Genomic DNA, 18,623 nt, shown 5'->3' on the forward strand with positions numbered 1-18,623 from the left:
AAGAATTTCGAGGTGAATGCATAATGAATATGTCTGTAAAAGAGCATCAAATAGATCAAAAAACGAAAATCAGTGTCAGCGGTGAAATTGATGTGTACTCCGCTCCTGAGCTAAGAGAAACGCTCATGCCTAAAGCTGAGGCGGGAGAGCATCTTGAAATCTGTCTAAAGGATGTTACGTATATGGATAGTACAGGTTTAGGTGTATTCGTTGGGCTGTTTAAAGCGGCTCAAAAAGCAGGTGGCACATTAAAGCTTGAGAACTTGTCAGAACGGCTTGTAAGGTTGTTTGAAATCACTGGATTAAAGGACATCATTGACATTTCTGCAAAGTCAGAGGGTGGGGTACAATGAACGAATCAGTAGATCGAATCGAGATGAAAATACCGGCAAAACCAGAATATGTAGGCATCATTCGTTTGACTCTGTCAGGCGTAGCGAGCCGGATGGGATATGTCTATGAAGAAATTGAAGACTTAAAAATAGCCGTCAGTGAAGCCTGTACAAATGCAGTTCAGCATGCCTACAAAGGTGAAGACGGCGAAGATGGAGAGGTGGCTGTTCGCTTTCTTGTCTACGAGGATCGTCTAGAAATCATTGTCGCTGACAAAGGCGGTAGCTTTGACTTTAAGCAAAAACAGGAAGACTTGGGACCGTACACATCTGCTCATACGGTGGATCAATTGGCAGAAGGAGGTCTTGGTTTATACTTAATGCAAACATTGATGGATGAAGTCGAGGTGCAAGCAAACTCCGGAGTTACCGTGGCGATGACAAAGTTTTTAAACAGGGAGCGAGTTGACCATGACACAACCATCCAAAACTATGAAACTAACTAAAGATGAAGTAGACCGCCTCATCCAAAGCTATCAAACCAATCAAGACGAGCAGGCGCAGCTCACGCTGGTCGAATGCTATACAAACTTGGTTGATATGCTGGCGAAAAAATATTCTAAAGGAAAAAGCTTTCATGAGGACCTCAGACAAGTTGGAATGATAGGTTTACTTGGCGCTATTAAACGATACGACCCGCTCGTCGGTAAATCATTTGAAGCCTTTGCCATTCCAACCATCATCGGGGAAATCAAACGCTTTTTACGAGATAAGACATGGAGTGTCCATGTACCAAGGCGGATTAAAGAGCTTGGACCAAGAATCAAAATGGCAGTTGATCATTTGACAACAGAGACACAGAAATCACCTAAAGTCCAAGAAATTGCAGAATACTTAGATGTAACAGAAGAAGAAGTACTTGAAACCATGGAGATGGGCAAAAGCTATCAAGCGCTGTCTGTTGACCAAGGCGTAGAGGCTGATTCTGAAGGAAGTACTGTGACGATTTTAGACGTTGTCGGCTCACAGGAAGAGGGCTACGAACGTGTGAATCAAAAAATGATGCTTGAGAGTGTGCTTCATGTGCTGTCGGATAGAGAAAAAGAGATTATCAATCTGACTTACTTGCAAAATAAGAGTCAGAAAGAGACAGGCGATTTACTTGGCATATCTCAAATGCATGTATCGAGACTTCAGCGGAAGGCAGTGAAAAAACTGCGAGATGCATTATCAGAAGATGCGTCTATGGAGCTAGGGTAATGAAACAGATTGAACAGCATGAGCATGTAAACGCCATTATCTATCAATCGAATAAAGAAGGAAAACCATGCTGCGGGGACAGTTTTTTTATTAAAGCAGATGATGAAGAACTAATTTGTGCTGTAGCAGACGGATTGGGCAGCGGCCAGTACGCCAATGAATCATCTTCTTTAGTCAGCGAAATTGTCGAAGAATATGGACATGAGGATGTGGCGGCCCTCATCGACAGATGCAATCAGGCTATGAAAAATAAACGCGGGGCCACTGTGGCCATATTAAAGGTGAATTTTTCCCAGCAGCAATTTACCTATTGTTCGGTTGGCAATATTCGGTTTATCTTGAATGCACCTTCTGGCGACTATATTTATCCACTTCCGACATCAGGATACTTATCAGGGAAACCTAGAAAATATAAAACATACACCTATTCATACGAAAAAGGATCGATATTCATTATGTATTCAGACGGACTGAATGTGCCAAACATGCGCATGTGTTTAAAGCATGGACATTCAGTTGAAGACATCGCCAAACAGCTTGAAACATACACACAAGACAAAAAGGACGATCTCACCTATGTACTTGGTCAGCTCACGTAAAATAGCTGACCTTTTTTCTGTTTTGCCGGTTTTTTTGATACACTAAAAGAGAAGACACAGTGAGAGGATGCAAAGTATGAAGACATCTGACTTTTTATTGAAACAAATTGCGACAGAATTAAAGCTTTCAACAAAACAAATTGAAAGTGTGATCAAGCTCTTAGAGGATGGCAACACCGTCCCCTTTATTGCCCGTTATCGGAAAGAGCAGACAGGCTCACTGGATGAGGTGCAAATTCAAACCATTTCAGAGCGCTATACATATATCCAAAATGTCACGAACCGAAAAGAAGAAGTCATTCGCTTAATTGCTGAACAAGACAAACTAACCGATGAATTAAAACAGAAAATTGAACAAGCTCATAAACTGCAAGAGGTCGAAGATTTATACCGTCCATTCAAACAAAAACGTAAAACAAAGGCGAATGTAGCCAAAGCAAAAGGGCTTGAGCCGCTGGCAGAATATATACTCACGCTGCCAAGTGATGAGATCGAGAAGAAGGCCGCTTCTTTTATCAACGAAGAAAAAGAAGTGACAAATGTAGAAGAGGCACTTGAAGGTGCGCAGCACATCATTGCTGAACAGCTGGCAGATGATCCTGATATGCGAAAATGGATTCGCAGTGAAACGTACCAAAAGGGCAGTCTGGTCACATCAGGAAAAGACGTCGAAAGCGATGAGAAAAACGTCTATGAAATGTATTACGATTATCAAGAGCCAATCAAAAAGATTGTCCCGCACCGTGTACTAGCGGTCAACCGCGGGGAGAAAGAGGGCATTTTAAAGGCAGCCATCGAACCACCTGCTGAAAATATTCGCTTCTATCTCGACAAACAAGTTCTAAAAGGCAAACAGACGACGGCGAGACCGTTTATTGAAGCGGCAATCGATGATGCGTATAAACGCCTCATTCAGCCTTCCATCGAGCGAGAAATACGAAAAGAGCTGACAGAAAAAGCAGAGGAACAAGCGATTCATATTTTTGCTGAAAACTTAAGAAAACTGCTGCTTCAGCCGCCGATGAAAGGGAAGCGTGTACTTGGAGTCGACCCCGCATTTCGGACAGGCTGTAAATTAGCTGTCGTGGATGATACAGGCAAAGTCCATCATATTGGCGTCATTTACCCGCATCCGCCCGTGCAGAAAAAAGCGGAAGCGAAACAAAAAGTCAAAGAGATCATTCAATCATCAAACATTGAAGTGATTGCGATTGGAAACGGAACAGCCTCAAGAGAGACAGAACAATTCATTGCAGACTTGATTCAAGAGCTGGATCAGCCGGTTTCTTATTTGATTGTGAATGAAGCTGGAGCAAGTGTTTACTCCGCATCAGCACTTGCGCGAGAAGAGTTTCCAGATCTGCAAGTCGAAGAACGAAGCGCCATCTCAATCGCTAGAAGATTACAAGATCCTTTAGCAGAGCTCGTGAAAATTGATCCGAAGTCTGTTGGTGTGGGCCAATACCAGCATGACGTCAGCCAGAAGCAATTAAACAGCTCGTTAACCTTTGTGGTAGAAACAGTCGTCAACCAAGTCGGTGTAAACGTCAATACCGCCTCACAGGCGCTACTGCAATATGTATCAGGCCTTTCAAAAGCTGTCGCAGGGAATATCATCAAGCGCCGCGAAGAGATTGGGAGATTCACAAGCAGAAAAGAATTGAAGGATATCCCAAGGCTCGGTGCTAAGACATATGAGCAGTGTATCGGCTTCCTTCGCATTACAGATGGACAAGACCCACTTGATCGTACAGGTATTCACCCTGAGAGCTATAAAGAAACAAAACAGTTTTTACGCATGATCAACATGACGCCAGACGACCTTGGCACAGAGCAGTTAAAAGAGAAAATTGCTGAGGTTAAACTGGACAAAGCAGCCCAGCAGCTAGACATTGGGACAATTACACTTCAAGATATCATTGATCAGCTGACAAGACCTGAGCGTGATCCGCGGGATGAAGTACCAAAGCCGCTGCTCAAAACAGATGTGTTGAAATTGGAAGACTTGAAGCAAGGAATGGAGCTGCAAGGAACGGTGAGAAACGTTGTAGACTTCGGCGCATTCGTTGATATTGGTGTAAAGCAGGATGGGCTTGTGCATATTTCCAAGCTAAGCAACCGTTTTGTGAAGCATCCGCTTGATGTTGTATCAGTTGGTGACATTGTGACCGTATGGGTGGACTCTGTTGACCAGGCAAAAGGTCGTGTTGCCCTCTCCATGCTGAAACCAGAGTAAACAAAAAAACGAGGCGCACCTTAGGATGGGGTGTGCCTTGATGTGACTGAATGTTTTTTTCTATAGAAGTACCAGCATTGATTCAGCAATTTGATTTGATAATGATTTTTCTCATAAAATGCCTTCTGCATCTGATTTTTCAGCCAGTTGGGCATCGCCCATTCCTCCTTTGATCGAAACAGTGGATGTACCTTCAATGTATGCATAGGGGAAATTGTCCCGTTCGAGGTTTTTATAGAAAGGAACGATCTTGATTGAACGAGAGAGAGTTACAGCAGTTAACAGAGCACATTTCCCAGCAGTTCTTTGGCAAGGCATTCCGCCATCAGGCTGTTTTTAATGACCGTCTAAAAACGACAGGCGGGCGATATTTACTTGGTACACACAACATCGAACTGAACCGCCGATACCTAGAGGAGCATGGGCGAGAAGAATTAATCGGGATCATCAAGCATGAGCTGTGTCATTATCATCTGCACCTTGAGGGAAAGGGCTATCAGCATCGCGACCGTGATTTTAAAGCGTTATTAAAACAAGTAGGTGCCCCGCGTTTTTGTACACCGCTAAAGACCGTACGAAATAAGCGGCGTGCGGAGAAACGCCATGAATATATTTGCACAGGATGCGGCCGGTCTTTTATAAGGAAAAGACGGTTTGATACCTCTCGTTATGTATGCGGCGTCTGCAAAGGAAAATTAAAGTGGCTGCGCACAATCGATTCATTGTGATAAGCATTCCTCTACGGGGATGCTTTTTTTTGTTCCAATAGATGTGTGGACATATTGAGACAAAAAGAGACGCATGTCTCATTTTGTCTCTTTTTTCATCGGTGTGATTCAGTCAAAGCCTAAGTGTTTATGCGTCGTCATGTTGGCACGATTTTTGCTTGTATAGAAGTGCAAGCAAAAAAGATAGGAGGTTTTACTAAATGGAAATGGCATTGACTAAAGAAAAAGCCGTATGGATGTATCAAAAGATGCAGGAAATCCGCCAATTTGAAGACCGGGTGCACACGCTTTTTACAAAAGGAATTTTGCCGGGGTTTGTCCATCTTTATGCTGGCGAAGAAGCTGTTGCCGTAGGAGTCTGTGCTCATCTGAATGAAAAAGACAGTATTACAAGTACACACCGGGGCCACGGCCACTGTATAGCGAAAGGCTGTGATCTAAAAGGAATGATGGCAGAAATCTATGGGAAAGCCACAGGTCTCTGTAAAGGCAAAGGCGGATCCATGCACATTGCAGATTTTGATAAAGGAATGCTCGGTGCCAACGGAATTGTTGGAGGCGGCTTTCCTCTTGCGTGCGGGGCAGCCCTCACCGCTAAATATAAAAAGACAGAAAATGTAAGCGTTTGCTTTTTTGGGGATGGTGCAAACAATCAAGGAACTTTCCACGAAGGAATCAATCTCGCGGCCATCTGGAAACTGCCTGTCATTTTCATTGCAGAAAACAATGGGTACGGGGAAGCGACACCATTTTCCTATGCTTCAAGCTGCAAATCAATCGTGGATCGAGCGGCCGGTTATGACATTCCTGGGATTCAAGTGGATGGAAAAGATGTGATGGCCGTTTATCAAGCCGCAGAACAAGCAATTGAACGAGCAAAAAATGGAGAAGGTCCGACATTAATTGAATGCATGACATATCGAAATTATGGCCATTTCGAAGGAGACGCCCAGCGTTATAAAACCAATCAAGAAAAAACAGAACACCAAGAAGAGAGAGATGCGATCGCTCTTTTTAAAAATGAATTGATCAAGCAGCAGCTGCTGACGAATGGGGAGCTATCAAATATTGAAGCGGCTGTAGCAGAAGCGATAGATGAAGCCGTTACATTCAGTGAAGAAAGTGAATATCCAGATCAGACCGAATTATTGACCGACGTATATGTTTCGTATCAATAAATCAGAAGGGGGAGAGAAAAATGACAAGAGAAATCAGCATGTCTAGTGCATTAAATGAAGCGATTAAACTTGCCATGAGAAGAGACGAGAATGTCATTTTAATGGGGGAAGATGTTGCTGGAGGCGCTCATGTCGATCACTTACAAGATGATGAAGCATGGGGCGGTGTGCTTGGTGTAACGAAAGGAATCGTTCAGGAGTTTGGACGTGAGCGAGTCCTTGATACACCGATTAGTGAAGCTGGCTATGTAGGTGCGGCCATGGCAGCTGCTTCCACAGGGCTAAGGCCAATTGCAGAACTCATGTTTAATGATTTTATCGGCACCTGTCTGGACCAAGTGCTAAATCAAGGAGCAAAATTCCGATACATGTTTGGCGGAAAAGCAGAGGTACCGATCACGATCAGAACGACACATGGGGCGGGTTTTAGAGCAGCTGCCCAGCATTCACAAAGCTTGTATGCGCTATTTACAAGCATCCCTGGATTAAAAGTAGTGGTGCCTTCTTCACCATACGATGCCAAAGGATTGCTGCTGGCAGCCATCGAAGATCAGGACCCTGTCATCTTTTTTGAGGATAAAACGCTTTACAATATCACAGGAGATGTTCCAGAACGATACTACACGCTGCCGCTTGGCAAAGCAGATGTGAAAAGAGAAGGCTCAGATGTGACCATTTTTGCAGTAGGCAAACAAGTTCATACAGCACTCGAAGCGGCGGAACAATTAGCTGCACGTGGAATTGAAGCAGAGGTGATTGATCCAAGAAGCTTGTCACCGCTCGATGAAGAGGCCATTCTAACTTCAGTAGAAAAAACAAATCGGCTTGTCATTGTAGATGAAGCAAATCCAAGGTGCGGAATTGCCGCAGATATTTCTTCTTTGGTTGCGGACAAAGGATTCGATTTACTTGACGCTCCAATCAAAAAAGTGACGGCTCCTCATACACCAGTTCCGTTTTCACCACCGCTTGAAGATATCTATTTGCCGACACCTGATAAGGTTGTGAACACCGTCTTAGAGATGGTTGGAAAGAGTCACGACAAGATCTTGAACTAAAGAAAGGAGAGAGGGAGATGGCTGTCGAGGTTGTGATGCCGAAATTGGGCATGTCAATGAAAGAAGGAACGGTATCTGTCTGGAATAAAGAGATCGGAGAAACTGTGAATAAAGGGGAAAGCATTGCAAGCATCAACTCTGAAAAAATTGAAATGGAGATCGAATCACCTGCTGAAGGAACCATATTGGATATAAAAGTGCCTGAGGGAGAAGGTGTACCGCCTGGCACGGTCATCTGCTATATAGGTGAAGGAAATGAACAGATCGAGGAAAAGAAAGAAAAAGACCTGCCGCCAAAACAAAAGAAAGAGAGAAAGAAAATCTCCCCTGTGGCACGTAAGATTGCTCAAAGCGCTAATCTGGACATTCATACACTAGTGGGAACAGGTCCAGATGGGAGAATCACGAAAGCGGATGTGCTTCGGGCACTTCCTGATGAAAAAGAAAACCAACAAAATGAACCAAAGCATCAGCCAGTCAGCATGATGCGGAAAACCATTGCCTCGCGAATGATGGAAAGCCTGCAAACAAGTGCACAATTAACAATAACGATGAAAGCGGATGTGACAAAGCTGACAGCATTACAGTCTGAGTTGAACGAAACAGCTGGAGCACGACACGATATGAAATTAACCATGACCGATTTTGTAGCCAAAGCAGTGGTTCTTTCCCTGCTAGAGCATCCTGCAATGAACAGTCAATATCAGAATGATAGAGTCGAAACTTTTGAGTATGTTCATCTTGGAATCGCTGCTGCTTTAGATGACGGTCTGGCAGTGCCTGTTATTCGGCATGCCGAAAAACTTTCACTTATTGAGCTGGCGAAGAGCATCAAATCGAATGGCAAAAAAGCACGTGAAGGCAAACTTCTCCACGATGAAATTGAAGGCTCTACCTTTACAATCACTAATCTAGGCGCCTATGGTGTGGAACATTTCACCCCGATTTTGAACCCGCCGGAAGCAGGTATTCTTGGCGTTGGAAAAACGGATCACATGCCTGTTTATCATGGGAATGAATTATGTAAAGGGACGATCCTGCCACTCAGTCTGACCTTTGATCACCGCGTGCTGGACGGAGCGCCGGCATCACAATTTTTATCAACTGTTAAAACGTATTTAGAAAATCCAGTATCCATTCTTTTATAGGAAGAAGGTGAAATGAATGACGCTTGTCATTATAGGAGGCGGGCCAGCAGGATATGTGGCGGCAATAACAGCCGCCCGTTTTGACAGAGAGATTGTACTAATCGACCAAGGCTTGTTAGGAGGTACCTGCCTGAATGAAGGCTGTATTCCAACGAAAGCACTTTTGCAAAGCGCCGATATGTACGAGCATGTGAAATCAGCTGGACATTTTGGAATTGAGCTTCCAGGGAAGAAGCCTATCATTCATTGGGATGCCGTTCAAAAGCGGAAGCGGTCAGTCGTCAAGCAGCTGACTGATGGCGTTCGTTATTTGATGAATAAAAACAAAATCAGCGTGTTAAATGGGAAGGCATCATTTCTTTCAGCACATGAGCTATTGATAGAAAGTGAAGGGAAATCTGAAATCATTCAGGCAAAACAAATCATTATTGCTTCAGGATCAAAACCTGCTGCTTTACCTTTCGCCCCATTTGATAGAGAGTGGATCATTGATAGTAAGGATGCGATGACGCTCCCTTCAATACCAGATTCGCTTTGTATCATTGGTGGAGGGGTGATCGGCTGTGAGTTTGCAAGCATCTTTAGCCGAATGGGATCAAAGGTTGTCATGGTGGAACAGGCAGCACACATTTTACCTGAAGAAGATCACGATACAGCTAACTGTCTTCAAGATCAGCTTCAAAAAGCAGGTGTGGAAATTTTGACATCAGCAGCAGTCAAACAGCTTGATGCAATCTCAAAAAAAGTGGTGGTTGAGAAGGATCATGGGGAGCGCTGTGAAATCAAGTCCGATCATTGTTTAGTCGCCATTGGCAGAAAGCCGAGGCTGGGAGAGCTGAATCTTGAGCAGATCGGCATTGAATTTGACAGGAACGGCATCTGTGTGAATGAGCATATGCAAACCAATCTCCCGCATATCTATGCGTGCGGTGATGTGACAGGCGGCGTTCAGCTTGCTCATGCTGCTTTTCATGAAGGAACGATTGCGGCATCACATGCATCAGGTGAAGATGTAAAGGTCAATGAACAAGTGATTCCAAGGTGCATCTACACGTCTCCAGAAATCGCTAGTGTCGGTTTAAATGAAGAGAATGCTAGAAAACAATATGGGGAGATTCGAATAGGGAAATTCGCATTTTCTGCAAATGGAAAAGCATTAATTTTAAATCAGCCAGCTGGTCAAGTAAAGGTCATTGTCGAACCGCAATATCAAGAAATTTTAGGTGTATCTATCATCGGACCGAATGCAACAGAACTGATTGGACAAGCGGCGGTAATGATGCATACAGAGTTGACAGCTGATACATTAGAGCAGTTTATTGCGGCACATCCGACACTCTCTGAGGCGATACACGAAGCCTTGCTGCAAACAAATGGACGAGCGGTGCACTGCTGATAGAGAAACTTTCTATCCAAATGACTTCCTGGGTCAGCCAATAATTGAAAGCGTTTTTATAATTATCTATAATGGATAAAAAGCCCCCAGAGGAGAGGATGGAATGAATCCGACGCCTTGCTATTTAAATACTTGGAAACGTTTTGTTCGTGAAGGTTTGCTTGATAGATCTCGTCTGGATAAGAGAGTGATGGAGTCATGGCACAGATGTAAACAAGCAAATGTGAACCCGTATTTAGATAAAGGACAGTCGTTGTTAGAAAAGGAATTATTCAGTATTCAAAAAAAGAAGTACTCACTATTTCTAAATGCCGCTCTTCCTTACTTAAATAAAATCAGTCAGCAATTAAAAGAATCTGACATGATGGCATTACTTATCGATGCAGATGGTTATGTGCTAAGTCTGACAGGAAGCCAAAGGACGCTGGTAGAAGCGAAAAAAATAAACTTTATGGAGGGTGCGCGCTGGACCGAAGCCGATGTGGGGACGAACGCTATTGGAACGGCACTAGTCATTGGGGAAGCTGTAGCGATCAACGGAACTGAGCATTTTTCAGTCGCTTCCCACCATTGGAGTTGTTCAGCGGCCCCTATTCGTGATGCAGACGGCACGATCATAGGAGTCATTGATATCTCCTGTATGGCGGATCAAAGGCATCCTTTTATGCTTGGAATGGCTTCAACAGTTGCATATGCCATAGAGAGAGAAATTCAGGTCCAGCAAAAAAGAAAAGAGATGGAGCTGATCAGTCATTGTCTCCAACAGGTAGAAGCGGACGAGCCGTATGTTGTCTGTAATGAGAAAAAGCAGATTGTTTTGGCAAGTAAGCCGATTAGAGACCGATTTTCAGACTGGTATGGAATGGATGTTGAGCTGCTCATGGACGATACATTTGTTACACGGGACAAGCAGATTATTCAGTCAGAACAAGACGGAAAGCTGCTTGGGATGTCTTTTTCTCTTGAAGAAGCAGCGAAGAGCAATATAACCGTTTCTTTTGCTCAATTTCCCGGGGAATCTGGAACAAGTACGGCATTTCAGCAGACGCTCAGCGAATTGAAACGAGCGGCACAAACAGATGCAAATGTCTATATTTGGGGAGAAACAGGTACAGGGAAAGAACTGGCCGCTCGAGCGATTCACTTAGCTAGTGAAAGACATAAAGGACCGTTTATTGCCGTGAATTGCGGAGCCATACCTGAAAGCCTGTTAGAAAGCGAACTATTTGGTTATGCGGAAGGGGCTTTTACAGGGGCAAAACGTCATGGAGCAAAGGGGAAATTTGAACAGGCGCAAAAAGGAACACTCTTTTTAGACGAAATAGGCGAAATCCCTTATGCGATGCAAGTGGCGCTTCTTAGGGTCATTGAAGAAAGAAAAGTCGTACCGCTCGGCGGGACACACGAAACCCCTTTGGATATTAGAATCATTACAGCGACACACCGGAATATGAACGAACTGCTGAAGGAAGGAAAAATACGTGAAGATTTGTATTACCGTCTTCATGTCTATCCAATCAACATCCCGCCGCTTAGAGAAAGAAAAGAAGACATTGTTGATTTATATCGTTATTACCAAAAGAAACACCAATGGAATGCGACATTTCCTGAATCTTTTTTTCGTAAGCTGGAAGCGTACCATTGGCCAGGAAACATACGAGAGCTTTTTAATCTGTTTGAACATATAAGGGTACTGTTTCCTAAAGGAGGATGGATTGGTGAATCGCAATATGCGGCGGTATTAGAGACGGTGGATCAGAAAAAGCAGAAGTTGCATCTACCAGAATATACCGAGAATCCAAAAGAACTCACGCTAAGGGAACGCATTCAAAAGCAAACAGTGATAGAAGCACTGCACAAAACGAAAGGTCATGTGTCAGAAGCTGCGAGGTCAGCAGGGGTGCCTAGAAGCACGTTTTACAAGTGGATGCGGAAGTATAAGCTGTCATGAACCCATAGAGAGCGCAGCAGCAAGGAGACCTTGGTCTTTCAATTAGAGGTCGGGGTCTTTCTGTCATGTCTAAACAGAAAACAAAAAGGAAGGAAGAAAGGCTTGACTGTTATATTAGTATATGTTAAATTATAAAAGCCGTCGCTAATGAGACAGGAATGAAACACTTAAAAATTCTTGACACATTTTTCTGGCATAGATATAATGAAACATGTCTTATTATTCCGCAGTAGCTCAGTGGTAGAGCTATCGGCTGTTAACCGATCGGTCGTAGGTTCGAGTCCTACCTGCGGAGCCATAATGGAGAAGTACTCAAGTGGCTGAAGAGGCGCCCCTGCTAAGGGTGTAGGTCGCGTAAGCGGCGCGAGGGTTCAAATCCCTCCTTCTCCGCCATTATTGTATGGCCCGTTGGTCAAGCGGTTAAGACACCGCCCTTTCACGGCGGTAACACGGGTTCGAATCCCGTACGGGTCATGTTTTGTTTTTTGATTCGTTGGGCTATAGCCAAGCGGTAAGGCAACGGACTTTGACTCCGTCATGCGTTGGTTCGAATCCAGCTAGCCCAGCCATTTTTTATATATGTTTTTCTGCATAGCAGATGAGCCATTAGCTCAGTTGGTAGAGCATCTGACTTTTAATCAGAGGGTCGAAGGTTCGAGTCCTTCATGGCTCACCATTGTCACGCGGGTGTGGCGGAATTGGCAGACGCGCTAGACTTAGGATCTAGTGTCTTTATGACGTGGGGGTTCAAGTCCCTTCACCCGCATTGTTTTTTCAAACAGTGCACTTATCAATATATGAGCACATCATACACGCGGTCGTGGCGGAATGGCAGACGCGCTAGGTTGAGGGCCTAGTGGGTGAATAACCCGTGGAGGTTCAAGTCCTCTCGGCCGCATTTCAAAAATACCAAGGGTTTAGACCTTTGGTATTTTTTTGTTTAGACTGAAATATTTATTATTCACCGCATGCAATAGTGGTTATAACCATTTCACTAAAGTAGGAGGCGGTGGGGATGGCGAATATGAAACGGTTGGATTGCACCGGAGGGCGAACGATTTAGAGCTGTATTTTAGAAGTATGCCCGTCAGGAAGGTGTTTTTGATCAAGTGAATATTATTTTATGACGCTCACCATGCAAGAAAGTGGTGGGCGTTCTTTAGATATCATGCAAAGTTCTGAAAGTATCGGCTTACCTCCCAACTCCATAACTGACCCAGAACGTTCGATTGAAGTCGGCATTAAACATTTTAAGAAGGTTTTTAAACAGGCTGGCGGTGATTCGTTTAACTTTACAGGCATACAACTTTGGTTCTGGATTTATAGACTATGTGAAAAAGAATGGCGGGAAATACACAAAGAAACTGGCACTCGCTTTTAGCCGATTGCAAGCTTTTAAAATGGGCTGGAAAAGCTATGGTGACCCGAGCTTTGCTAATCATGTCATGAGGTATGTAAAAGGCTCTGATAAAAATGTGAAGCCTGTGAATGGTTCTATGGATTTCTATGAAACGGTCATGAAGGAAGCTTTGAAATATGAAGGGCAACCGTATGCCTGGGGTGATTCAAATCCGAAACTGGATTTGATTGTTCGGGCCTTGTTCAGTGGTCTTTTGCGAAAGCTGGAATCACTCTTTTTAGAACATCACAAGAACAACATGGGGCAACAAAGAAAATAAGTGAAAAAGAAGCGACTGTGGGTGACTTGGTGTTCTTTGGTGGCACATATGAAGGAAAAGCCATTACTCATGTTGGCATCTATGTAGGCAATGGCAGAATGTTTCATTCAAATGACAGTCGAATCCAATATTCTGATCTGAAATCAGTTTATTGGAGAGATCACCTTGTATCTTTTGGACGAATTAAATAACTAGGAATGAAAACATGAAAACACATATTGCATGGGCTTTGTCTTGTTTGTTATTAATATTACTGACAGGAAAATTTTGCTACTGAAATTGGACATTACTTTCATCATCAGGGAAATTTAGAGCAATCAAATGAATATTATCGTTTTAGAATTGAGGCGAGGCGAAAAATAAAGAAAGGAGAGATTATAAATGGAGATCAGCCGAATTCTATTGACAGTAATGGTGTTAAGTAGCATCTTAGCATTTACTCACTTTTCAGATAATAATGGTGCTTCAAATGGTGGTTTCAAAATTGCCGCAGATCGAGTTGGTGCGTAAAAGGAAGAGGATTGATTAACCTCTTCCTTTTTAGTCAGTTGTTCTATTTGAAATAAATCCTTTTATAATCACGGTCGCTAATAAAAAAACAAAGCAAATATTTATATTGAACATAATTATTAATTTACTAAAAAGTGCTACCCCAATACTCATACCAATAAAATTACACAAATTAAAAATACCAATATATATTTTCTTGGATTCTTTAAGTGCGGAGTCTAAAAGATAGTTTAAAGCAATTTGTACAAGAGAAAAAGCAATGAAGCAACAAATACTTGTTGAAATACATGCTATGAGGATCTTCGAATCGAAAATACTAATTAAATAACCTATTGAAAAAATGTATAATCCTATTTTGTAGAGATTTTTAACATTTTTGTTGCTTATCCTCTTCCCAATTACTATACTTGCCATACCTCCCATTAAAGAACTGATAAAAAGTATCCCTCCGGACTGTATCGAATTTAATTTTAAAATAGATGAAAATATATAAGAGAGAAGGAATACATTTGCTCCCAGCAATAAAAATAATAAAAAGCTGAGACCAGTTATTCTAACAAAAGATGAATTATTAAATATCTTTTTATTAATAATTGGATAAGAAATAATGCTGATATGGCGAATAAATAATAGAGAAAAAATAATACACAAAACAATAAAAAGAAAACTAATGTTCAAGGCACATAATAAAAAGAGGATACACATTATTAAATAGAACATTCCCAGCCAATCAAATGGACTCTTTTTTTCTAAATTTATTTCTGGAAAAGTGAGATATAAAATGGGTATAAAAATAATTGCACAACTCATAAATAAATATAATATGTGCCAATTAGTTAGAGAAAGGAGAATACCACTTAGTAAAGGACCTAGACCTGATCCCAAGGCCATAGCAAAGCTAATAAAAGCTAGACCTATTGGCAATAATGATCGATCAAGTACATCCATAACTGCAACCATTGTTAATGATATAAAGGCTGCCCCTCCAGCCCCTTGTGCTAGTCTACATAAAATAAGGAAATAAAAATTATTCGTAAAATATCCCAAAATCGAGAATGAAACAAACATAACTAAAGCGATTAGATATAATTTTTTTAACTGAATATTTTCAGCGAGCTTACTATATACTATTGAGCCAATTGTAACCATAACTGTATACCCTAAGATAAACCAACTGCTGAAAGCTATAGAGATATTTAAGTCTTTTGAAATTGGAACAATGGCTATATGAAAGAAAAAACTATTCATCACTCCAAGTAATACAGTGCTTAGTAAACAAAACAATGTTATCTTATCCCTCAAACTAACCCTCCGTTTAACCTATTTATAAAAAATAACTTCTTTTCTATACTTGAGTTATAGTTCTAGTAAAAAAATAAATGAATCGCGATCAGGATAGTCATATTTAATGGGTAAATTCTCTTTTGTAATCTTCTTAAATCCTACCTTTTTATAAAAACTGTGTGATCTAGTCGCTTGAGATGGGGTATCTAAAATCACCTTAGAAAATCCTTGATTCTTTGCAAAATCAAGCAAAGCTTCATAAAGCTTTTTTCCTGTCCCAAGTTCTTTGCCTCGATAGTCTTTATAAACAAAAAATTTCTTTAGTATGGCTATCTCGTCGGTTTTCTTTTGTAAACCAATAGAGCCTATAACCTCACCGTTATCGTTTAATGCCACCCAAAAGTTCCCCCCATCATTTATATAATTTGATGGAATATCCAGAATATCTGGTTGTTCTTCTATACTAATTCCAACACCTGCTTCAACATTTTGAATGTACAATATTAAATTAATGACTTCTTCTTTATATTGATCGTCGTAAACCGTAATCATTTATTAACTCCTCCTAATATGTATATAAAGGTAATTCTATTTAGAATTAAGGTTTTCTTTCTTTATTTTAATGACAGCCATTGTACATCTAGAAATACAAATAAGCTTGTCTTTCTGCTCGTCTGTAATCTTAATTTCCCACACCATGGTTGTTTTCCCTTTACGGATGGGTGCCTCTGTTGCTTTCACGATTCCTTCATTCTTTCCATGTATATGATTTGCGTTAATCTCTAATCCAACTCATATTCTTTCTCCATATCTAAGAGATTCCATGTGCCTACACTTGCCACAGTTTCAGCTAAGACCAACAGAAGCTCCCCCATGAAGCTGTCCAAAGGGTTGTCTGGTTGCATCATGAACAGCCATCGTTGCCATAACCTTTTCATTTGATACTTCAACAATTTCAATTTGAAGTGCATCCAATATTGTCTTCAAATAAAGCCTCCTTTTCCCTTATCCTACTTAAACATTAAAGTGTAACTAAATATTAGTAAAATTGAAGTTTGTGAAATTATCCATTGATTTTTTTGATACTATAGAAGAAAAAGAAAAATAAAAGTGGGTGAAATCATGGAGATACGACATTTTGTAACGTTTAAAAAGGTCATTGAAATGGGGAGCTTCACACAAGCAGCCGAACACTTAGGCTACACTCAATCAACGGTGACATCACACATTCAAGCACTTGAAGAGCATTTAGGTGCACCTTTGTTTGATCGAATGGGCAGAGCGATAAGAGTGACAGATATAGGTAAGAAGTTGTTGCACTATACATACGAGATGTTAGAAACCTATGGGAAAATTGAAAACATTGCAATTGAAGAGAAGGATATTCGGGGAGAGATAAAAATAGCTGCTCCTGAGTCTTTAACAGTATATCGTTTAGAGCCAATTTTAAGGGAATACAGAATGAAGTTTCCTCATGTAAGCATCATTTTAAGTAACGCTAACTGCGGAGATAACAAAAGAGCAATACTTAATGGTGATGCAGATATTGCGTTTGTCATGTTGCCACCATTGCAGGATTCTGATTTGATTGTCCATTCATTGTTAGATGAACCTATTGTCCTTGTTGGAAGCCCAGATTGTTCACTAAATTTTTCAGGCGAAAGGTATGAAAAACAGAATTTAAGCGATTGTTTGATTGTCAACGAGAAAGAATGTAGCTATAGGAAATTGTGTGAAGAATACCTCCTGGAACGTGGAATCGTCCCTTACAACACGATGGAGCTTTGGAGTATTGAAGCGATGAAACGTTGTGTAATGAGCGGGCTTGGAATTGCTTGTTTACCTTTAATGACTGTAAATGATGAAATTAAGGAGGAGAAGTTAAAGGTTATTCCTTGTGGTGATAATTTTAAACAGATTTTCTCCCAAATTGCATATCATAAGAATAAGTGGGTTTCCCCAGCTTTATCCATGTTTATTGATATTACGTTGAAACATGCAAAAGACTGGTCATGTTAGGAGAACACTTAGTCTCTTAAAGTGTAATGAGATGGTAAGTTATTTTATTTAAATTAACAGATTCGTTTGTTTAATAAGTAGTATGAAAGAACCGGTAAGCATAGATATTCTAATAGAAATTGCACCAAGCTCGGGATGGATTTTGTTTATTTTTCATAAAAAAAGAGATCAAGCCATTGTTTGATCTTGGAGAATATCATGCATCATTTTAAGTCTTACATTAAATAAAGGAAAAGAAATGGAGTAGACATTGGGTCTACTCTTCTTTTGCTTAGATTCAAAAGCTCACTTCTATTGCCACTTCAACCAACTTTTATTTTATAAGCTAAAAACCATTCAATAATATTAAGACTTTTAATGCTTCAGAGAGTAGCTATTTCGTTTAAATATTTTGTCAGAGTCTCTGCCTGTGAAAAAAGGAGAATGATCTGCATCAATACTGAATGTATTTTCAAAAGGTATTTGTTTATACATTTCTCTTTGTACTTCGATAGGTAGGACGAATGTTCATTATTTTGGCTCACCATTTTTTAAACATAATTAATATAAACGTATAGAAATGATGTTAAATGAATATAAGGAGTGTAATGAAAATAAGCTTTCATGGGCACGTTTCCACCCAGCATACAATCGATGTATCGATTGTTGTCCATAAAAGAACTGAATAAGCTCTTTTATTCAGCTTCTAGTTTCCTTTCACCTTTTATATTGTTAAATAAAGGTGATAATGAGATAATTTGATAAAAAGTAATTAAGTAGCATAAGATCAACCAAAGGAGTTATAACATGATAAAAAGGTTTTCTCTAGTTTTACTTACTTTCATGATGTCTATAGTTATTTTGCTAGTGGCTGCCAAAAATTCCCCTGGGGATAATGTCATTTCATTTGATCAGCCTCACATCTTAATAATATCAATTGGAATAATGGTATGTTTATTCATTCCTCCGTTAGTGATGTCTTTTTTCAGTCATTTGATTGTGAGAACTATATCTGGTATTTATCAATGTTTTATTGTTCTATCTTTTCTAGGGCTCATTCCAATAGGATTTCTTATTCCAGATTTTTTGACAATTGTTGTTTCTGTTGCAGGAACTTTAGCCAGCGTAGCTAGTCTTATAGTAACTTTAAGAATTGATAGGAATAAAGATGCTAATCTTAACTAAAATAAAAATGACATCAATTTCTAAGAATACAGTGATGTTTCGTTATTACTCACTTTTAACTAAAACTGAAAGATGTCTGAA

At 40.8% G+C, this 18,623-nt stretch carries 17 protein-coding genes, 7 tRNA genes and 3 pseudogenes; 23 read left to right on the plus strand and 4 right to left on the minus strand.

All coding sequences use genetic code 11. The features are described from left to right. Positions 1 to 23 precede the first annotated feature (23 nt). From NSU13_RS02550 to NSU13_RS02570, 5 genes are all read left to right on the plus strand, one after another. The gene (locus NSU13_RS02550) at positions 24 to 353 is read left to right on the plus strand and encodes an anti-sigma factor antagonist (RefSeq protein ID WP_024425392.1); all 330 of its coding nucleotides are present in this window, start codon (positions 24 to 26) and stop codon (positions 351 to 353) included. Next, the gene (gene rsbW, locus NSU13_RS02555; protein WP_034283945.1) at positions 350 to 838 is read left to right on the plus strand and encodes an anti-sigma B factor RsbW; all 489 of its coding nucleotides are present in this window, start codon (positions 350 to 352) and stop codon (positions 836 to 838) included. The genes NSU13_RS02550 and rsbW overlap by 4 nt, the downstream gene beginning before the upstream one ends. After that, complete coding sequence (gene sigB / locus NSU13_RS02560) at positions 804 to 1,592, plus strand: RNA polymerase sigma factor SigB (protein WP_024427378.1); 789 nt, start codon at positions 804 to 806, stop codon at positions 1,590 to 1,592. The genes rsbW and sigB overlap by 35 nt, the downstream gene beginning before the upstream one ends. After that, positions 1,592 to 2,191, plus strand: a complete 600-nt coding sequence (locus NSU13_RS02565) for a PP2C family serine/threonine-protein phosphatase (protein ID WP_034283944.1) — start codon at positions 1,592 to 1,594, stop codon at positions 2,189 to 2,191. Before sigB ends, NSU13_RS02565 begins: the two co-directional genes overlap by 1 nt. Before the next feature lie 76 nt (positions 2,192 to 2,267). Further along, entirely contained in the window at positions 2,268 to 4,427 is a 2,160-nt protein-coding gene (locus tag NSU13_RS02570; RefSeq protein ID WP_342489817.1) for a Tex family protein, read from the plus strand. A gap of 20 nt (positions 4,428 to 4,447) precedes the next feature. Here the strand turns inward: NSU13_RS02570 and cmpA are convergent, their stop codons facing one another. Beyond that, positions 4,448 to 4,582, minus strand: a complete 135-nt coding sequence (cmpA, locus tag NSU13_RS02575; RefSeq protein WP_008346893.1) for a cortex morphogenetic protein CmpA — start codon at positions 4,580 to 4,582, stop codon at positions 4,448 to 4,450. A gap of 99 nt (positions 4,583 to 4,681) precedes the next feature. Here cmpA and NSU13_RS02580 point away from each other — a divergent pair, with 99 nt between their 5' ends. The 16 genes and pseudogenes from NSU13_RS02580 to NSU13_RS02655 all read left to right on the plus strand — a co-directional run bounded on the left by NSU13_RS02580 (position 4,682) and on the right by NSU13_RS02655 (position 14,075). Then, entirely contained in the window at positions 4,682 to 5,155 is a 474-nt protein-coding gene (locus tag NSU13_RS02580; protein WP_342489818.1) for a SprT family protein, read from the plus strand. 200 nt (positions 5,156 to 5,355) lie between these two features. After that, positions 5,356 to 6,333 (plus strand): thiamine pyrophosphate-dependent dehydrogenase E1 component subunit alpha, encoded by a 978-nt coding sequence (locus tag NSU13_RS02585; RefSeq protein ID WP_087975232.1) that lies wholly within the window; start codon positions 5,356 to 5,358, stop codon positions 6,331 to 6,333. A gap of 20 nt (positions 6,334 to 6,353) precedes the next feature. Beyond that, the gene (locus NSU13_RS02590) at positions 6,354 to 7,391 is read left to right on the plus strand and encodes an alpha-ketoacid dehydrogenase subunit beta (RefSeq protein WP_041107434.1); all 1,038 of its coding nucleotides are present in this window, start codon (positions 6,354 to 6,356) and stop codon (positions 7,389 to 7,391) included. Between the two features lie 17 nt (positions 7,392 to 7,408). Further along, positions 7,409 to 8,539 (plus strand): dihydrolipoamide acetyltransferase family protein, encoded by a 1,131-nt coding sequence (locus NSU13_RS02595; protein WP_342489819.1) that lies wholly within the window; start codon positions 7,409 to 7,411, stop codon positions 8,537 to 8,539. Between the two features lie 16 nt (positions 8,540 to 8,555). Next, positions 8,556 to 9,935, plus strand: a complete 1,380-nt coding sequence (gene lpdA / locus NSU13_RS02600) for a dihydrolipoyl dehydrogenase (protein WP_342489820.1) — start codon at positions 8,556 to 8,558, stop codon at positions 9,933 to 9,935. Between the two features lie 103 nt (positions 9,936 to 10,038). Continuing rightward, complete coding sequence (locus NSU13_RS02605) at positions 10,039 to 11,886, plus strand: sigma-54-dependent Fis family transcriptional regulator (RefSeq protein WP_342489821.1); 1,848 nt, start codon at positions 10,039 to 10,041, stop codon at positions 11,884 to 11,886. Positions 11,887 to 12,109: 223 nt separating this feature from the next. Continuing rightward, positions 12,110 to 12,184, plus strand: a tRNA-Asn gene (locus tag NSU13_RS02610). A 4-nt stretch (positions 12,185 to 12,188) separates the two neighbouring features. Then, positions 12,189 to 12,279, plus strand: a tRNA-Ser gene (locus tag NSU13_RS02615). Between the two features lie 9 nt (positions 12,280 to 12,288). Next, positions 12,289 to 12,360, plus strand: a tRNA-Glu gene (locus NSU13_RS02620). A 20-nt stretch (positions 12,361 to 12,380) separates the two neighbouring features. Beyond that, positions 12,381 to 12,455 (plus strand) — tRNA-Gln (locus NSU13_RS02625). A gap of 31 nt (positions 12,456 to 12,486) precedes the next feature. Then, positions 12,487 to 12,562, plus strand: a tRNA-Lys gene (locus tag NSU13_RS02630). Between the two features lie 7 nt (positions 12,563 to 12,569). Continuing rightward, positions 12,570 to 12,652 (plus strand) — tRNA-Leu (locus tag NSU13_RS02635). A gap of 48 nt (positions 12,653 to 12,700) precedes the next feature. After that, positions 12,701 to 12,784 (plus strand) — tRNA-Leu (locus NSU13_RS02640). Positions 12,785 to 12,891: 107 nt separating this feature from the next. Beyond that, positions 12,892 to 13,756: pseudogene (locus NSU13_RS02645) on the plus strand (bifunctional lytic transglycosylase/C40 family peptidase); the annotation flags it as partial. Between the two features lie 69 nt (positions 13,757 to 13,825). Beyond that, positions 13,826 to 13,990: pseudogene (locus NSU13_RS02650) on the plus strand (tetratricopeptide repeat protein); the annotation flags it as partial. Then, on the plus strand, positions 13,947 to 14,075 hold the full coding sequence (locus NSU13_RS02655; RefSeq protein ID WP_342489822.1) for a hypothetical protein: 129 nt from the start codon (positions 13,947 to 13,949) through the stop codon (positions 14,073 to 14,075). The pseudogene NSU13_RS02650 and the gene NSU13_RS02655, both read left to right, overlap by 44 nt. 30 nt (positions 14,076 to 14,105) lie before the next feature. On the opposite strand, the gene NSU13_RS02660 is transcribed toward NSU13_RS02655, so the two are convergent. From NSU13_RS02660 to NSU13_RS02670, 3 genes and pseudogenes are all read right to left on the minus strand, one after another. Beyond that, a complete protein-coding gene (locus NSU13_RS02660; protein ID WP_342489823.1) occupies positions 14,106 to 15,377 on the minus strand; it encodes an MFS transporter in 1,272 nt (423 codons plus the stop codon). Positions 15,378 to 15,431: 54 nt separating this feature from the next. After that, positions 15,432 to 15,911 carry a GNAT family N-acetyltransferase gene (locus NSU13_RS02665; protein WP_342489824.1) on the minus strand — a complete coding sequence of 160 codons (480 nt, stop codon included), beginning with the start codon at positions 15,909 to 15,911 and terminating at the stop codon, positions 15,432 to 15,434. Between the two features lie 36 nt (positions 15,912 to 15,947). Then, positions 15,948 to 16,346 (minus strand): annotated as a pseudogene (locus NSU13_RS02670) (PaaI family thioesterase). A 135-nt stretch (positions 16,347 to 16,481) separates the two neighbouring features. Between NSU13_RS02670 and NSU13_RS02675 the strand changes: the two are divergent. Together NSU13_RS02675 and NSU13_RS02680 are read left to right on the plus strand one after the other, a co-directional pair. Continuing rightward, on the plus strand, positions 16,482 to 17,378 hold the full coding sequence (locus NSU13_RS02675) for a LysR family transcriptional regulator (protein WP_342489825.1): 897 nt from the start codon (positions 16,482 to 16,484) through the stop codon (positions 17,376 to 17,378). Positions 17,379 to 18,164: 786 nt separating this feature from the next. After that, positions 18,165 to 18,542: a hypothetical protein gene (locus tag NSU13_RS02680; RefSeq protein WP_342489826.1), complete on the plus strand. Its 378-nt coding sequence runs from the start codon at positions 18,165 to 18,167 to the stop codon at positions 18,540 to 18,542. Positions 18,543 to 18,623 lie beyond the last annotated feature (81 nt).

It is taken from the genome of Bacillus sp. FSL M8-0049, assembly GCF_038593355.1.
Classification (GTDB): domain Bacteria; phylum Bacillota; class Bacilli; order Bacillales; family Bacillaceae; genus Bacillus; species Bacillus safensis.

What these genes read in the sequence shown, in the direction of transcription:
- sigB (WP_024427378.1), top strand. Translation starts at nt 804, where the DNA reads ATGACACAACCATCCAAAACTATGAAACTAACTAAAGATGAAGTAGAC.
- NSU13_RS02565 (WP_034283944.1), top strand. Translation starts at nt 1,592, where the DNA reads ATGAAACAGATTGAACAGCATGAGCATGTAAACGCCATTATCTATCAA.
- NSU13_RS02680 (WP_342489826.1), top strand. Translation starts at nt 18,165, where the DNA reads ATGATAAAAAGGTTTTCTCTAGTTTTACTTACTTTCATGATGTCTATA.
- NSU13_RS02655 (WP_342489822.1), top strand. Translation starts at nt 13,947, where the DNA reads ATGGAGATCAGCCGAATTCTATTGACAGTAATGGTGTTAAGTAGCATC.
- NSU13_RS02605 (WP_342489821.1), top strand. Translation starts at nt 10,039, where the DNA reads ATGAATCCGACGCCTTGCTATTTAAATACTTGGAAACGTTTTGTTCGT.
- NSU13_RS02675 (WP_342489825.1), top strand. Translation starts at nt 16,482, where the DNA reads ATGGAGATACGACATTTTGTAACGTTTAAAAAGGTCATTGAAATGGGG.
- NSU13_RS02585 (WP_087975232.1), top strand. Translation starts at nt 5,356, where the DNA reads ATGGAAATGGCATTGACTAAAGAAAAAGCCGTATGGATGTATCAAAAG.
- NSU13_RS02570 (WP_342489817.1), top strand. Translation starts at nt 2,268, where the DNA reads ATGAAGACATCTGACTTTTTATTGAAACAAATTGCGACAGAATTAAAG.
- NSU13_RS02665 (WP_342489824.1), bottom strand. Translation starts at nt 15,911, where the DNA reads ATGATTACGGTTTACGACGATCAATATAAAGAAGAAGTCATTAATTTA.
- NSU13_RS02590 (WP_041107434.1), top strand. Translation starts at nt 6,354, where the DNA reads ATGACAAGAGAAATCAGCATGTCTAGTGCATTAAATGAAGCGATTAAA.
- lpdA (WP_342489820.1), top strand. Translation starts at nt 8,556, where the DNA reads ATGACGCTTGTCATTATAGGAGGCGGGCCAGCAGGATATGTGGCGGCA.
- cmpA (WP_008346893.1), bottom strand. Translation starts at nt 4,582, where the DNA reads ATGCCCAACTGGCTGAAAAATCAGATGCAGAAGGCATTTTATGAGAAA.
- NSU13_RS02595 (WP_342489819.1), top strand. Translation starts at nt 7,409, where the DNA reads ATGGCTGTCGAGGTTGTGATGCCGAAATTGGGCATGTCAATGAAAGAA.
- rsbW (WP_034283945.1), top strand. Translation starts at nt 350, where the DNA reads ATGAACGAATCAGTAGATCGAATCGAGATGAAAATACCGGCAAAACCA.
- NSU13_RS02550 (WP_024425392.1), top strand. Translation starts at nt 24, where the DNA reads ATGAATATGTCTGTAAAAGAGCATCAAATAGATCAAAAAACGAAAATC.